The 15,198-nt window shown below is 63.2% G+C and carries 11 protein-coding genes and 1 pseudogene; 6 read left to right on the top strand and 6 right to left on the bottom strand.

All coding sequences use genetic code 11. The annotated features are described in order from the left end of the window. Nucleotides 1–169 precede the first annotated feature (169 nt). On the top strand, nt 170–331 hold the full coding sequence (locus QX010_RS07690; RefSeq protein ID WP_315799902.1) for a hypothetical protein: 162 nt from the start codon (nt 170–172) through the stop codon (nt 329–331). Nucleotides 332–412: 81 nt separating this feature from the next. Here QX010_RS07690 and QX010_RS07685 read toward each other — a convergent pair whose 3' ends face one another. The 3 genes from QX010_RS07685 to QX010_RS07675 form a co-directional block, all read right to left on the bottom strand. After that, nucleotides 413–625: a hypothetical protein gene (locus tag QX010_RS07685; RefSeq protein ID WP_315799901.1), complete on the bottom strand. Its 213-nt coding sequence runs from the start codon at nt 623–625 to the stop codon at nt 413–415. A 122-nt stretch (nt 626–747) separates the two neighbouring features. Next, complete coding sequence (locus QX010_RS07680) at nt 748–1,221, bottom strand: hypothetical protein (RefSeq protein ID WP_316178657.1); 474 nt, start codon at nt 1,219–1,221, stop codon at nt 748–750. Between the two features lie 149 nt (nt 1,222–1,370). Then, on the bottom strand, nt 1,371–3,407 hold the full coding sequence (locus QX010_RS07675) for an acyltransferase family protein (RefSeq protein ID WP_316178655.1): 2,037 nt from the start codon (nt 3,405–3,407) through the stop codon (nt 1,371–1,373). 979 nt (nt 3,408–4,386) lie between these two features. Here QX010_RS07675 and QX010_RS07670 point away from each other — a divergent pair. Beyond that, on the top strand, nt 4,387–4,542 hold the full coding sequence (locus tag QX010_RS07670; RefSeq protein WP_315738062.1) for a hypothetical protein: 156 nt from the start codon (nt 4,387–4,389) through the stop codon (nt 4,540–4,542). A gap of 268 nt (nt 4,543–4,810) precedes the next feature. Next, complete coding sequence (locus QX010_RS07665) at nt 4,811–5,086, top strand: hypothetical protein (protein ID WP_315799898.1); 276 nt, start codon at nt 4,811–4,813, stop codon at nt 5,084–5,086. A gap of 84 nt (nt 5,087–5,170) precedes the next feature. On the opposite strand, the gene QX010_RS07660 is transcribed toward QX010_RS07665, so the two are convergent. After that, nucleotides 5,171–5,539: a PRC-barrel domain-containing protein gene (locus tag QX010_RS07660; RefSeq protein WP_316178654.1), complete on the bottom strand. Its 369-nt coding sequence runs from the start codon at nt 5,537–5,539 to the stop codon at nt 5,171–5,173. A 376-nt stretch (nt 5,540–5,915) separates the two neighbouring features. Here QX010_RS07660 and QX010_RS33040 point away from each other — a divergent pair. Next, a pseudogene (locus QX010_RS33040) lies at nt 5,916–6,598 on the top strand (SDR family oxidoreductase); the annotation flags it as partial. Between the two features lie 14 nt (nt 6,599–6,612). On the opposite strand, the gene QX010_RS07655 reads toward QX010_RS33040, so the two are convergent. Both QX010_RS07655 and QX010_RS07650 read right to left on the bottom strand, forming a co-directional pair. Next, a complete protein-coding gene (locus QX010_RS07655; protein ID WP_316178652.1) occupies nt 6,613–6,744 on the bottom strand; it encodes a hypothetical protein in 132 nt (43 codons plus the stop codon). Between the two features lie 24 nt (nt 6,745–6,768). Next, nucleotides 6,769–6,960 (bottom strand): hypothetical protein, encoded by a 192-nt coding sequence (locus QX010_RS07650; protein ID WP_315799896.1) that lies wholly within the window; start codon nt 6,958–6,960, stop codon nt 6,769–6,771. Between the two features lie 543 nt (nt 6,961–7,503). Between QX010_RS07650 and QX010_RS07645 the strand changes: the two genes are divergently transcribed. Both QX010_RS07645 and QX010_RS07640 read left to right on the top strand, forming a co-directional pair. After that, entirely contained in the window at nt 7,504–13,683 is a 6,180-nt protein-coding gene (locus QX010_RS07645; protein ID WP_315800421.1) for a HAMP domain-containing protein, read from the top strand. A gap of 13 nt (nt 13,684–13,696) precedes the next feature. Further along, nucleotides 13,697–15,190, top strand: a complete 1,494-nt coding sequence (locus QX010_RS07640; RefSeq protein WP_316178950.1) for an HWE histidine kinase domain-containing protein — start codon at nt 13,697–13,699, stop codon at nt 15,188–15,190. Nucleotides 15,191–15,198: the final 8 nt, after the last annotated feature.

Below are 15,198 nucleotides of genomic sequence, written 5' to 3'. Positions count from 1 at the left end.
GATCCGCGATTCCGCCGCGCGGGCCCAGCGGTTCTGCTTTAGATGTTCGCCTGCAGCCTGCGACGCAGGATGATCCGCGCGCATTAAGCTTTCCTCTTCAGCTTAACGCCGGCTTCCATTTGACGCCGGCGCCCTTCATCCGCCACGTCTGGGGCGATGGAGTTGCATCATGTTTGAATTGGCCATTTTGACCGCAATCTGTTTCATTGCCGTTGTCGCCCTCACGATCATCTACCAGCGGCGCCAGGACGTTTTGTACGGCCCCTACATCTCGGACGTCTCGTGGCCGACGGCGCTGCCCGACGACCGCATGGAGGCGTCCTCGTCCTGACCTGGACAGGCTCTCAGAAGCCCACTCCGCAGGCGCCACGATCACGTCAGGGAAAATTGGTGGCCGCTGGACCGTCCGGCTTCACAAGCCGATGCGCCCACCGGCCTCGTTGAGCAACGCATCGAGCCGATCCGGGCTCATGCTTTGTCCGCCCGGCGTTTCAATGCTGACGCAGGCGGCGCCGAGACGCAGATAGGCGTTGGCCGTAAGCAGCGCGTCCTGCGCGCTGCGGCACCTGATGGTGGCGATCGCGCTGGCGCTTTGGGCCCGTACGGTGAAGGACGCTGCGGCCATGTAGGGCTGGCTCGTCTGTAAGCGGCGGCTGAAATGAAGCCGAAGCTTATTCAGAGGAGCCCGACGGCATCATTGAGGTGGATCAAAGCCGCCAGCCGAAGACTTCGTTAAAGGCGCCCCGCTCAGCTCCGGTTCAGCGACAGGCTGATACGGGTGACGATGCCGTCCCAATCGCGTTCCCAGGCCCGGGGATAGTTGATCAGCACGCAGTGCACATAGCCCCCAACGAAGTTGCAGCGATTGTACCAGACGTAGTCGCCCTTATAGCTCGACACCGCGAAGAAGCGCGAGGTGACGCGCTTGTATTGGATGTTCGGCGGCGGGTTCTTCCTGGCGAGGAACCGCGCAGGTGACTCCTGCGCGTTGTTGGATATCGACTGCACGGTCAGATTGGCGCGGCCGTCGGCAGTCTGGAAGCGTTGGCCGTAGCCCTCGGGTTGGCCCGCCGTGTCCCTGAAGATCGAGACCGGAATGTCGAGCGAGGTGCCGGTCTCCGGGATCCTGTAGGTGTTCCAGCGCACCGATTGGGCTGTCGCGGCGGTGCTCCAGCAGGCGGCGCACGCAAGCACTGCCATCGCCTTGATGATCGGATTCATGTGTGTCGTCCCGAACGGCTTGAGAAACCGATGACGTTGGACCACTTTCACGGCCGCGCGAAGGCAACGTCCGACATCAACGGCAGGGGAACGCACGACACTCGCCGAAGTTCATGGCTCCCGCAGGTCCCGTGCTCGGTCGCTTCCCATCATTGAATCCGGGACGGAGCGGGGTTCCGGGTTGCCGTCGGGCCGTCACCCGCCAGGATCTCGTTCGTCCCGGCCCCGGAGGGCTGCTCCAGTCTCTGCAAGAATGCATCCAGTTGCGGAGCGAGTTGCGAGACGACGAACCTCGAGCCTTCCGGGGTGAAATGGATGGTATCCCAAACGATCGGTGTTTCCGCGTCGATCGTCAGCGGACAACGCCTCTTGCTGCAAATCGTGCCGAGAATGGAAACGTATTGAACGAGCGGATACGCGCGGGCGATCTCTCGCAGACGATCGTCCGCCTCGAACGACGCATCTTTCGGCATCAGCGAATTGCCGATCGGGACGTGCGTCTGCTCATGGTTGAACAACGTCGACGCCAAGGGAGCTGGAAACTCGATCGAGGGACCGAGGAGCAGAACTGGAACTCCCGTTTCCTGAGCGACCGCCAGCAGCGCGTTCAAATAACCGTCGACGCGCCGTGCGGCGGGCTGGCCATAAGTTTCGAGATAGGCGCGCCAATTGCCGGAAAGAATGATGGCGTCAAAGCGGTGCGCCCTGATCTGATCGCGTAGCAGCTGATTGACGTCGTTACAGTTTCGCGAGTTGCGCAGCTTGAGCTCGACAAACGGCGGGCAGCCCCCTGACGTGAGCTGCAGAAGATGGTAGGCATCGGACGATAGGTAGCTGCGCAACGCCCAGGCATAATGCGCGGCAAGGCTGTCGCCGGCGAGCAGAATGTTGCGCTTGTTTGCAGCCGGCTTCAGGCACGCCTCGAAATCGTAGGCCGATGCCGGCTCATCGGGCTGCAAGAAGCAGCTATGCGCCCGATAGAACGGCTCCATCGTCCGGGAATCGTACCGGAGCATTCGCGCCTGTGATTGCGGGAAGCGATCGGCGTAGCCGTCATGCGCGACGCCGTGAACTCCGACCGCAACCAGGACGGCGGCAACGCCCGCGATCACCGGTGAGCCACGCACGCCGACCCACACGGTTCGCGCGCGCGCCGGCCGCTCGACGATGACATAGGAGAAATAGGCCAGCAGCAGCGAGCACAGTAGGAGTCCAGCCGTAGCGGCGGCTGAGGTCGCAACATCCAGCGGCAGCGCGGCCCTGCCGAGGACGAAAACCGGCCAGTGCCAAAGATAGAGCGAATAGGACAGACGACCGAGGAATGCTCCGATCTCGCTGAATGGCAGCCCGGGTCTGCCCTCCTCCTGATTGAACGCGACGATGTAGACCGAAGCACCGACACAGGGGATCAGCGCGTGCAATCCCGGGAAGCGGGTCTCTGCGCGGAAGGTGACCACGGCGAGCAGCATGGAGACCAAGCCCAAGGCCGCGAAGGCCAGGCGCGTCTCGCCTCTGACCGGTGACCATCGATGCAGGAAAAACGCAATGCTTCCGATCAAGAACTCCCAGGCCCGCAGCGGGGCGATGTAGAAGGCGGTCGAGGGCGATTGCTTGATCCAAAGCTCGTCGAGCACACACAGCGCGACCGTTCCGAGGATGACCAGCCCGAGTGACGGCTTCGACGTTGGGTCGGGAAACAGCCGGCTCCAGAGCCATGTCACGACCGGAAACAGGAAATAGAACTGCTCCTCCACCGACAATGACCAGGTGTGGATCAGAATCTTCCCGATCGTTGGCAGATCGAAATAGCCGGTCTGCGACCAGAAGAAGACGTTTGACGAAAACAGAACCGTGGAGATCGCGCTTCCGAAGAACATCCGGTAGTCGCCAGGAGGCGCCAAGAACCACGCGACCAGCCCGGTGACGACGATCATCAGATAGAGCGCCGGAAGCAGGCGCCGCGCCCTTCGTTCGTAGAAGGCGATGAACGAAAAGGAATTGGATTGAATGCCGGTCCAGATGAGACGGGAGATCACATAGCCGGAGATGACGAAGAAGATATCGACCCCGACAACCCCCCCGCCAAAGCCTGGCAACTCGTAATGAAATCCAATGACCGAAATCACGGCGACGGCGCGCAGCCAATCGATGTCCGAACGGTACTCTAAAACCTTTGCACGCGTCATGCTGGCAGCCCGGGCGGGCCGTTCGCCCTAACAAGTTACCTGCTGACATACCGCCAAATGAATTGCAACGTGCAGAAACACACGAAAATACCGTTGATGGTTGGTGTATCCGAATTGCCGCACCCACCTCAGGGGCCCATCACGCGGGATGCTGGAGGATCGCGGGCGCGGCCCGGCGCCCATTCGCCTGCGGCGTCATCCGATCCGCATCAGGAGGATTGGCGGCCGGTCGGGACATCCCGGTACTGAGATGGGACCGGTGATCGGAACGCGCAGCATCCGTCCAGGCCGTCACCGGAGGGCGGGCATGCCACGCGCGCTTCCTCCATCATCATCCACGAACTGCCCATCACGCTGGCGCCTCAACTGGGCTCGACACGAGACGCCCGTGCGATCCCTGCTCGATGATTATGCGGCTGTTGTTTGATGAGCACACCCACCTGCGAGATTTCAGCGAACGGCTTCCGTCGTCACCACTCACATGATACCAGTCATGCTAAAGAAGCCGGCGAGCGAGTGGCGACATTGCCATAGCCGTTAACGCCGCGTCACAAATTGGCCGAGGTCGAGGTGAGCCGCCTCTATACTTCGAGTTGCTTTTGCAACCGCATTGGCGTCGTGGCTCGGACACTGCTCATCGGCAGCGGGCCGCACAGGCTGAGAACACTCAAACCGCTTCCCCGATGGAATTAAGCTTAAAAACGTGCGGCGCCGCGTCGCCGCAACTTGGCAACTTCTTTCAGCAGCCAAGACGTGCAACAATACTGTACGCAACTAATATCAACCTCAGATTTAATTTACTGATCATTTACTTTCCGCAACTTTGCCCCAAAAACTGCACGATGCTGGGTTCCTCTTTCACAATTAGAACTCTTCTGGGACTCTACAAAAACCACCTCCCCAGAACGGGATCTAACAACCTCAGATATACTTTTCATAACTCACTCTCCGTCTTCGTTTCGCGTACAGAGGTCCCACAATGACAACACTCATCAAGGCTCTCCCGACCCATCTCGAAGAGACTCGTATCGACTCCGAGAAGCTGCGCACGATCCTGATGCTCTGCGGCGCCACGGCGTTTGGCTTCATTCTCCACGCCACCTACGGTCTCGATCTCAGCTACGCTTTCTTCTGATTTGATCAGTCCGCCGGTCGCGGGCTGGTACTCTTCATTGCCGGACGCAATCGGCGCCGGTCCCGGCTCGCGGGGTTATTGAACGGCCCCGCGCGTCGCCTTTTTCGCAGCGATACGCGTGTCATGCGAAGAATATGGAAGAGACCGTCCATCACAGGCTTGATCGTGCTTTTGCACAGCCTGGCCGCGTCGCTCCCACAATTCCGCCGCGACCACGCGACACGCTGAGGGTGTTGAGAATTGCGGTTGCTTGAGGACGAGTAGCGTCATGCGTTCACCAGTATATGATCTCTATCAGATGAAGCAGGATCGCTTGCCGAAAGGAGCCCGTTCGGCATGGCTGAGGACGAGGCCGAATGAGCCGCCACCTGCCGCCGACGACTGGGTCTTCGTCGGCAAGGAACGGCATCCGAGCCGGTGGACGGTCGCAGAGATGAATGAAAAAGGCACCTGCTACCGCGAGATTCCGATCTGGCTGTCGAGCCGCCGCAGCATGATGGCTGGATCGGCGGCCGAAAACAGCGCTCAGCCGCCGGCCGCCTGAGATTTCATCGGGGAGCGCTGACATGGCCGCGACGTGCGAGGTTCGTCAACGGCCTGGACAGCGCAATGAACGGGTTCGGCGGTCCTAAGCGAGTTGGACGCCGTAATAGTCGTCGACCTTGCGCCCCGCTCCGGCATCGCCCCAGTCCCACTCACGCTCGTCGGAATATTTCGGCGCACCTCGCAGCTGATTCTCGGTCACGCCGGTAACGTAGCCGCCGAGTCGCGTGTCGTACTTCAGGGATTGCCAGGGCAACGGGTAGTGGTCATTGCCAAGCCCGAGGAAACCGCCGAAGCCCAGGACGGCATACGAGACCCGCCCGCTCAGCTTGTCGATCATCACGCGTTCGATGGTGCCGATCTTGGTGTCGTCGGCGCCATAGACGGCCGAGCCTTCGACCTTGTCGCTTCCAATCAGGTTGCCATATTCGCGTTCATCGAGCATCGATGTCATGTGATCCTCCCATGCCAATGGATCGGCAACGTTCGACCGTCACCGGCTGTTCTCAAGTCCCGCCGGACGCTCAGTCCGAATCCAAGTCTCCGCTGTGTTGCTTGCGATCCTGAGAAGGATGCCGCGTCGCCTCGCGCGAGGGCGCATCCGGCGATGTAGTCTGATGCACCCGCTGCGCACGCTCCTTGTCGGCGGGCTGGTCCTCGCCGCGTTCAGTCCTGACAATGCCTTGGCTTGGCTGCGTCATCGGATAGCTCCTTCTGTCGGTGATCCAAGCGCGCCGAGCTGGGTAGCGCCGACGCGGCCGCGGTTCGCGCCGTAACGACGCCGGCTACGCCTGTTCGTTCCCTCCTTGAGCCAACACGTCGCAGAATCGACCGCGTCACCCGGCTCAGCGCAGTTCGGAGGCCCTCGCCGGCGCAAGGCGCTGATCACCGGGGAGCGACTGCTGCATGGGACGCACTGCCGCCGTCGCCGAAACGCGCCGACGTCGCCACGAGCGACGACCCAACCGAAGAGCCGGATGCGCAGGAGGTCATCGCCCTGATCCGGGCGGGGGGGGGGGCGGAAGGCCGTCGCCATCACTGGCGACCTGCGCGACGAGGAGTTCTGCCGGCGGCTGGTGCAACAGGCCATCGAAGCGCTCGGCGGACTCGACATCGTCCGCCGACAACGTCGAGCGGCAGCAGACGCGTCCGTCGATCCGGGACGTCTCGTCCGAAGATTTCGATGCAACCATGAAGGCCGACATTCATGCCCCGTTCTGGATCATCAAGGCCGCCTGCCCTCACCTCAAGCCGGGATCAGCCAATGAACTACGTAAAGTCGTTGGCCAAGCAGCCGGGCCGAAGGGTACTCGTAACGCCGTCGCTCCCGGCCGACCTGGACCCCGCTTCAGGTCTCCGGCGGAGCTGAAATGGAGACGCTGGACGCGCGGCGGCCAGACCCCGCTGGGCCGTACCGGCGGAGCTCGGATCGATCCATGTACAATTGGCGGCTGCAAATGCGAGCTACGCCGATGGACAGGTCTATGGATCCTCGGGCGGATCGGCAGCTTTGATGCTGCCGCTGGTTCAGATGCGGGTGATGGGCTGCGGCAGCGAATACGCTTCCGTATGCACCTGGCGGATCGTCGTGAACGCGGCGACGGCCGATGCCAGGCCGAAGGCCGTCAGCAGTGCAATGAGAACGGTGCGGGCTGTCATGTGACGCTCCTCCATTCGGATTTGTTACTTGGGCAGCGCAGTCCGGGGCTCTCCGAGCGGCGCAATCTCGCCATCGAGCCAATCCTGCTGGAGGGCGAGGGCGTTCCAGCCCTGGGCCATCCGTTGATAGCGCCGGAACGCCGGCTCTCCGTCGGCGCGCTCCGCGAGCTGAAGACAGTTGTCTGCGTTCTCTCTGAAAAGATCTGATTGTTTCATCCCAATGAGTTGGTAGACGCGGCGGAGCGGTGCAACTCTGTTACATGATATTAATATTCGCCCTGCGCTCGATGGAACATGGCGCGCATTGCAGCGCCATCCGACCTCCTCCTGTCTCCCGCACCATTCCCCGTCGTGCCTTCGGAGGCCATCGCGGCGACTGAGCTACCGATCTCGACCCGCGGTTCTCCGACGGCGTCTCTTCTCTTCGTTGTTCCATGGAAATGGCCGTCCTCGTTGGCAGTTAAATCCTTTGGAACCCTTTTGCTGGAGGGGAGTTGAGGTGCTTGTGCCAGCAGAAGCCGGTTCCATAAGCCTGAGAAATCGGCGTCCCGGCTTGATTTGGATAGTTGCGGCGGCTTGTATACCGCCGGCTATACGAATTTCGGATTCTTGCTGGCAGGCGGTCTGCCACGGGGGAACTTGATGAGCGATGTCGATTCTGCTGCCGGTCCGATGCCCCTGCGCCAAGGGTTTGGTCGCCAAGGCAACGGAGCCGAGGCGGCCGATGCCAGCCAGGATCTGCTCCGTGTCCTCCAGGCGATGCGTTCCGGAGATTTCTCCGTGCGCATGAGCGGCGACTATCTCGGCATTGACGGCAAGATCGCCGACACGTTCAACGAGATCATTGCAGCCAACGAGCGGATGGCGCAGCAGCTCGAACGCGTCGGCCAGGTCGTGGGACGGGAGGGAAAGACGCGCCAGCGCGTGCGATTCGGCATTGCCAGCGGCTCCTGGGCGGACATGGAGAGCTCGATCAACACGTTGATCGACGATCTTCTATGGCCCACCCGCGAGGTGACGCGCGCGGTCGCCGCCGTGGCCCAAGGCGACCTCCTGCAGACCGTGAAGCTGGACGTCGATGGGCGGCCTCTGGGCGGCGAGTTCCTGCAGTCGGCGACCATCGTCAACACGATGATCAAGCAGCTCAGCGTCTTCACCTCCGAGGTGACGCGCGTGGCGCGCGAGGTCGGCACCGAGGGCAAGCTCGGCGGCCAGGCCCAGGTTCCCGAGGTCACGGGCGTCTGGAAGGACCTGACCGAGAGCGTCAACTCGATGGCCAACAACCTCACCGGCCAGGTCCGCAACATCGCGGAGGTGACGATCGCGGTGGCCAATGGCGACCTGTCGAAGAAGATCACCGTCGACGTGCGCGGCGAGATCCTGCAGCTGAAGGAAGCCATCAACACGATGGTCGATCAGTTGCGCTCGTTCGCCTCTGAGGTGACGCGCGTGGCGCGCGAGGTCGGCACCGACGGCAAGCTCGGCGGCCAGGCGATCGTTCCCGGCGTTGCCGGCACCTGGAAGGACCTCACCGACTCCGTCAACGCGATGTGCGGCAACCTCACCGCTCAGGTCCGCAACATTGCCAACGTCACCACTGCGGTCGCCCGCGGCGACCTGTCACGCAAGATCACGGTCGACGTGCGTGGCGAGATCTTGGAGCTGAAGGACACCATCAACACGATGGTCGACCAGCTCAACGCCTTCGCCTCCGAGGTGACGCGCGTGGCGCGCGAGGTCGGCACCGAGGGCAAGCTCGGCGGCCAGGCGCAGGTGCCGGGCGTTGCCGGCACCTGGAAGGATCTCACCGACAACGTGAACTTCATGGCGTCGAACCTGACGGCCCAGGTCCGCAACATCGCCGACGTCGCGACCGCCATCGCCAGCGGCGATCTATCAAAGAAGATCACGGTCAACGTCTCCGGCGAGATCCTTCAGCTGAAGGAAACGCTGAACACGATGGTCGACCAGCTCAACGCGTTCGCCGGCGAGGTCACGCGCGTCGCCCGCGAGGTCGGCACCGACGGTCGGCTCGGCGGCCAGGCCAACGTGCTCGGCGTTGCCGGCACCTGGAAGGATCTCACCGAGAGCGTCAACTCGATGGCGTCGAACCTGACGGCGCAGGTCCGCAACATCGCGGAGGTGACGACCGCCGTCGCCAATGGCGACCTGTCCAAGAAGATCACCGTCGATGTGCGCGGCGAGATCCTGGAGCTGAAGGACACCATCAACACGATGGTCGACCAGCTCAACGCCTTCGCCGGCGAGGTGACGCGCGTGGCGCGCGAGGTCGGCACCGAGGGCAAGCTCGGCGGCCAGGCCATGGTGCGTGGAGTCGCCGGCACCTGGAAAGACCTCACCGACAGCGTCAACTCGATGGCCTCGAACCTGACCGGCCAGGTCCGCAACATCGCGGAGGTTGCCACCGCCGTCGCCAAGGGCGACCTGTCGAAGAAGATCACGGTCAACGTCTCCGGCGAGATCCTTCAACTGAAGGAGACGCTGAACACGATGGTCGACCAGCTCAACGCCTTTGCTGGCGAAGTCACCCGCGTGGCGCGCGAGGTCGGCACCGACGGCAAGCTCGGCGGCCAGGCCGAGGTGCCCGGCGTCGCCGGCACCTGGAAGGACCTCACCGACAGCGTCAACTCGATGGCCGGCAATCTGACCGCCCAAGTGCGCAACATCGCCGAGGTCGCAACCGCCATCGCCGGCGGCGACCTGTCGCGCAAGATCACGGTGGACGTCCGCGGCGAGATCCTGAGCCTCAAGGAGACGCTGAACACGATGGTGGATCAGCTCAACCGCTTCGCGGGCGAGGTGACGCGCGTGGCGCGCGAGGTCGGCACCGAGGGCCGGCTCGGCGGCCAGGCCAACGTCCCCGGCGTCGCCGGCACCTGGAAGGATCTCACCGACAGCGTCAACTCGATGGCCGGCAATCTGACGGCCCAGGTCCGCAACATCGCCGAGGTGACCACGGCCGTGGCGCGCGGTGACCTCTCCCGCAAGATCACCGTGGACGTGAAGGGCGAAATCCTCGAGCTGAAAAACACCATCAACACGATGGTGGACCAGCTCAACGCCTTCGCGTCCGAAGTGACGCGCGTCGCCCGTGAGGTCGGCACCGAAGGCAAGCTCGGCGGCCAGGCCGAGGTGCCCGAAGTCGCTGGTACCTGGAAGGACCTCACCGACAGCGTCAACTTCATGGCCTCGAACCTGACCGCGCAGGTCCGCAACATCGCCGAGGTCGCGACCGCCATCGCCGGCGGCGACCTATCGAAGAAGATCACGGTCGACGTGCGCGGCGAAATCCTGCTGCTCAAGGACACCCTGAACACGATGGTGGAGCAGTTGCGCTCGTTCGCGGCCGAAGTGACGCGCGTCGCGCGCGAGGTCGGCACCGAGGGCCGGCTCGGCGGCCAGGCCGTCGTGCCCGGCGTCGGCGGCACCTGGAAGGATCTGACCGACAACGTCAACCTGCTCGCGGCCAATCTGACCACGCAGGTCCGCAACATCGCAGAGGTCACCACCGCGGTGGCCCGTGGCGACCTGTCGCGCAAGATCACCGTCGACGTGAAGGGCGAAATCCTGGAGCTGAAGAACACCATCAACACCATGGTCGATCAGCTCAACGCCTTCGCCGGCGAGGTGACGCGCGTGGCGCGCGAGGTCGGCACCGAAGGCAAGCTCGGCGGACAGGCGCAGGTGCCGGGCGTTGCCGGCACCTGGAAAGACCTCACCGATACCGTGAACTTCATGGCCGCGAACCTGACCGAGCAGGTCCGCGGCATCGTCAAGGTCGTGACCGCCGTCGCCAACGGCGATCTCAAGCAGAATCTCACGGTCAAATCGAAGGGCGAGGTCGCAGCGCTCGCCGACACCATCAACAACATGACGGAGACGCTGGCGACCTTCGCCGACCAGGTGACGAGCGTGGCCCGCGAGGTCGGCGTCGAGGGCAGGCTCGGCGGTCAGGCCAACGTGCCCGGCGCGGCCGGCACGTGGAAGGACCTGACCGGCAACGTCAACCTGCTCGCGGCCAATCTGACGTCCCAGGTGCGCGCTATCGCCGAGGTCGCGACGGCCGTGACCAAGGGCGATCTCACCCGCTCCATCCAGGTCGATGCCCGCGGCGAGGTGGCCGAGCTCAAAGACAACATCAATACGATGATCACCAATCTGAGGCTCACCACCGACCTCAACACCGAGCAGGATTGGCTCAAGACGAACCTCGCCAAGTTCACCAACATGCTGCAGGGCCAGCGCGACCTGACCACCGTCGGCCGCCTGCTGCTGACCGAGCTGACGCCGCTGGTGAACGCCCATCGCGGTGTGATCTATCAGGTCGAGACTGAGTCCGCGCCACAGCTGCGCCTGCTCGCCTCATACGCCGATGACGGCATCTATCCTCACCGGACGCATGTCCAGTTCGGCGAGGGCCTCATCGGGCAATGCGCGATCGACAAACGCCAGCGGCTGGTCTCGGAGATCCCAGCCGACGTCATCCCCGTGGGCTCCGCCCTGCTCCGCGCCGTCCCGAAGAACCTCGTGGTGCTGCCGGTGTTGTTCGAGAACCAGGTCAAGGCGGTGATCGAGCTGGCGTCGCTCAGCCCATTCACGACGTCGCAGATGACGTTCCTCGAGCAGCTCACCGACTCCATCGGCATCGTGCTCAATTCGATCGAAGCCACGATGCAGACCGAGGGACTGTTGAAGCAGTCGCAGCAGCTCGCCGCGGAGCTTCAGACCCAGCAGCGCGAGCTGCAGCAGACCAACGAACAGCTCGAGCAGAAGGCGCAACAGCTCGCCGAGCGCAACGTCGAGGTCGAGCGCAAGAACCAGGAGATCGAGCAGGCCCGCCGCGCGCTCGAGGAAAAGGCGACCGAACTCGCGCTGACATCCAAGTACAAGTCCGAGTTCCTCGCCAACATGTCGCACGAGCTGCGCACGCCGCTCAACAGCATCCTGATCCTCGGCCAGCAGCTGACCGAGAATCCGGACGGCAATCTCACTCTCAAGCAGGTCGAGTTCGCCCGCACCATCCATGGCGCCGGCACCGATCTGCTCAATCTGATCAGCGACATCCTCGATCTCTCCAAGATCGAGTCCGGCACCGTGACGGTCGATGCCGAGGAGATCCTCACCACCAACCTCCTGGATACCGTGGGACGTCCGTTCCGCCACGAGGCAGAAAACCGCCTGCTCGCCTTCAACATCGACGTCGACCCGAACCTGGCCCGCAGCATCGTCACGGATTCCAAGCGCTTGCAGCAGGTGCTGAAGAACCTGCTTTCGAACGCCTTCAAGTTCACCGCCGAAGGAGGGGTGCGCTTGAAGGTGTCTGCGGCGCTCGGCGGATGGAGCGCAGAACATCCGGTGCTCAACACTGCGCCGGCCGTGATCGCGTTCGAGGTCTCGGACACCGGCATCGGCATTCCGCAAGACAAGCAGAAGCTGATCTTCGAGGCGTTCCAGCAGGCGGATGCCGGCACGAGCCGCAAATATGGCGGCACCGGTCTCGGGCTCGCGATCAGCCGCGAGCTCGCCAACCTCCTGGGCGGCGAGATCCATCTCAAGAGCGCCCCCGGCAAAGGCAGCACCTTCACGCTCTATCTGCCGCTCAAATATTCAGGTCCCGCAACGACGCCGCGCGTCAGTCCCGCATCGCCCGTTCCCTACGTTCAACCTCCAGCCCTGCAGCAAGCGGCCGCGCCGGAGCGCGGGATCGAGCCGCCGCCGGACGATCGTCTCGATCTCGAACCCGGCGATACGATCCTGCTCGTGGTCGAGGACGATCCACACTACGCGCGCGTCCTGATCGACCTCGCGCGCGATAAGGGCTTCAAGGTCCTGATCGCCGGCCGCGGCGCCGAAGCGCTGGATCTCGCCAAGCAGTATCAACCAGCCGCGATCTCTCTGGACGTCTTCCTGCCGGATATGCTCGGCTGGACCGTTCTGAGCCAGCTCAAGCATAATCCGCTGACGCGGCACATCCCGGTGCAGATCATCACGCTCGACGAAGATCGCCAGCACGCTTTGGCGCGTGGCGCCTTCTCCTTTGTCAGCAAGCCCACGACAACAGAAGGCGTCAGCGCGGCCCTGTCGCAGATCAAGGAATACGCCAAGCCGCGACGCAAGCGGCTGCTGATCGTCGAGGACAACGCGGCCGAGCAGCTCAGCATCCGCCAGCTGTTGGATCACGACGACATCGAGATCATCGCGGCGGATACGGGAGCTGCGGCGCTCGATACGCTGCGTAGCGCCCCGTGCGATTGCGTGGTTCTCGATCTGCGGCTGCCCGACATGAGCGGGTTCGACGTCCTCGATCAATTGCGCTCCGACGAATTCTTGTCGAGCGTTCCGGTGGTCGTCTTCACCGGGCGGGAATTGTCGGCCGAGGAGGATGCGGAACTGCATACGATGGCGCGGAGCATCGTCGTCAAGGGCGTCGAATCGCCGGAGCGGCTGCTCGACGAGACGTCGTTGTTCCTGCACCGCGTGATTACGGAACTGCCGCTCGAGAAGCAGCGCATGCTCGAGAAGCTGAACAGTTCCGACGAGGATCTGATCGGCAAGACGGTGCTGCTGGTCGACGACGACGCCCGCAACATCTTTGCTCTCTCCAGCGTGCTGGAACGCCGCGGCATGAAAGTGCTGACGGCGACCACCGGCAGCGAAGCGATCGACCTGGTGCAGAGCAATCCTGCAATCGCGATCGTCCTCATGGACATCATGATGCCGCAGATGGATGGTTATCAGACAATCGGCGTCATCAGGCAAAACCCCGCCTTCGTCCGGCTCCCCATCATCGCGTTGACCGCGAAAGCCATGAAGGGAGACCGCGAAAAGTGTCTCGAGGCTGGCGCCTCCGATTATCTGGCAAAACCCGTCAACACCGAGCAGCTGCTTCTTGCGATTCGCATGTGGCTGCACCGCTGAACGGCTCATCATGATGGAACATGCGAAGGTCAACATCCTCCTGGTCGACGATCAGCCCGCGAAGCTGCTGGCCTACGAGGTCATCCTGAAGGAACTCGGCGAAAACCTCGTAGTCGCCACCTCTGGTCGCGAGGCGCTCGAAATTCTGTTGAAGAACGAGATCGCCGTGATCCTCGTCGACGTCTGCATGCCTGAGCTCGACGGTTTCGAGCTGGCGCAAATGATCCGTGAGCATCCGAGGTTCCAGAAGATTGCGATCATCTTCATCTCCGCCATCCAGGTAAGCGACTTCGATCGCCTGCGTGGCTATGAGATGGGCGCCGTCGACTACGTGCCGGTTCCCGTCGTGCCGGAGGTGCTGCGCGCCAAAATCAAGGTCTTTGCCGAGCTCTATCGCAAGACACGCGAGCTCGAACATCTGAACCTTGAGCTGGAGGACCGGGTACGGGCTCGCACGGCCGAGCTTGAGCGATCAACAGCAAAGCTCGTCGAGAGCGAGCAGCGTCGGAGCATGGCGATCGCGGCCGGCCGGATGGGCTCATGGGACTGGGACGGTGTCAATGGCGACTGGATGTGGGACGAGGGCCAGTACCGCATCTTCGGCGTCACGCCGCAGAACTTCGAGCTGAACACCGTGAACATCATGGCGCTGCTGCACCGGGAGGATGCCGAGCGCGCCCGCCAGGTGGTCGCGGAATTCAGCCGTGGCACGGCTTCGTATGAGGCTGAGTTCCGGATCAACCGGCCCGATGGCGAAGAGCGGTGGTGCGTTGGAACGGCCGCGGCGACCACCGACAGGACTGGCCGCGTGATCCGCGTCAGCGGGGTCACGATCGACATCACCGAGCGCAAGCGCGCCGAGGAACGACAGAACCTGCTGACTCGCGAGGTCGATCATCGTGCCAAGAATGCGCTGACCTTGGCCCAGTCGATCGTGCGGCTCACCAAGGCGGACAGCGTGAAGACCTATGTCAACGCGGTAGAGGGGCGCATCAGCGCACTGGCCCGCGTTCACACCATCCTCTCGCTATCAAGCTGGGAAGGTGCGAAGATAAGCAGGTTGGTGGCCGAAGAACTTGCACCCTATGCACCGGGCGGCCAGGTCGCCTTTGACGGTGCCGAGCTGCAACTCGAGCCTGCGACCGCACAGACGCTGGCGTTGGCGCTGCACGAGCTGGTGACAAACTCGGCCAAATACGGCGCGCTGTCGGTCCGCTCCGGACATCTCTCGGTCAAATGGACCATCGAGGATGAGCGCCTGGATCTGATCTGGATTGAAACCGGCGGTCCCTTGGTGCGCGCACCGACCTCGCGCGGCTTCGGCACGCGCAGCCTGATGGCCAGTGTGGAAAGCCAGCTCGGTGGGCGCGCCTCCTTCGACTGGCGTCCAGAGGGATTGGTGTGCCGGCTGGTCGTCCCGCTCCGCCCCGGCGCGACCCCGCCGGAGATCACGAGCCCTTGCGCAACGGCGGCGCCGGGCGACGCACGACAACGGGCTGCGGGCTGACCGCCCCG

Origin of the sequence: Bradyrhizobium sp. SZCCHNRI1009, from assembly GCF_032487575.1 — a bacterium.
Taxonomy (GTDB): domain Bacteria; phylum Pseudomonadota; class Alphaproteobacteria; order Rhizobiales; family Xanthobacteraceae; genus Bradyrhizobium.
Note: the sequence above shows the minus strand (reverse complement) of the source record. Positions and strands in the feature narration are given on the sequence as shown.

What these genes read in the sequence shown, in the direction of transcription:
- QX010_RS07670 (WP_315738062.1), top strand. Translation starts at nt 4,387, where the DNA reads ATGACAACACTCATCAAGGCTCTCCCGACCCATCTCGAAGAGACTCGT.
- QX010_RS07650 (WP_315799896.1), bottom strand. Translation starts at nt 6,960, where the DNA reads ATGAAACAATCAGATCTTTTCAGAGAGAACGCAGACAACTGTCTTCAG.
- QX010_RS07640 (WP_316178950.1), top strand. Translation starts at nt 13,697, where the DNA reads ATGGAACATGCGAAGGTCAACATCCTCCTGGTCGACGATCAGCCCGCG.
- QX010_RS07665 (WP_315799898.1), top strand. Translation starts at nt 4,811, where the DNA reads ATGCGTTCACCAGTATATGATCTCTATCAGATGAAGCAGGATCGCTTG.
- QX010_RS07680 (WP_316178657.1), bottom strand. Translation starts at nt 1,221, where the DNA reads ATGAATCCGATCATCAAGGCGATGGCAGTGCTTGCGTGCGCCGCCTGC.
- QX010_RS07690 (WP_315799902.1), top strand. Translation starts at nt 170, where the DNA reads ATGTTTGAATTGGCCATTTTGACCGCAATCTGTTTCATTGCCGTTGTC.
- QX010_RS07685 (WP_315799901.1), bottom strand. Translation starts at nt 625, where the DNA reads ATGGCCGCAGCGTCCTTCACCGTACGGGCCCAAAGCGCCAGCGCGATC.
- QX010_RS07660 (WP_316178654.1), bottom strand. Translation starts at nt 5,539, where the DNA reads ATGACATCGATGCTCGATGAACGCGAATATGGCAACCTGATTGGAAGC.
- QX010_RS07645 (WP_315800421.1), top strand. Translation starts at nt 7,504, where the DNA reads ATGCGTTCCGGAGATTTCTCCGTGCGCATGAGCGGCGACTATCTCGGC.
- QX010_RS07675 (WP_316178655.1), bottom strand. Translation starts at nt 3,407, where the DNA reads ATGACGCGTGCAAAGGTTTTAGAGTACCGTTCGGACATCGATTGGCTG.
- QX010_RS07655 (WP_316178652.1), bottom strand. Translation starts at nt 6,744, where the DNA reads ATGACAGCCCGCACCGTTCTCATTGCACTGCTGACGGCCTTCGGCCTG.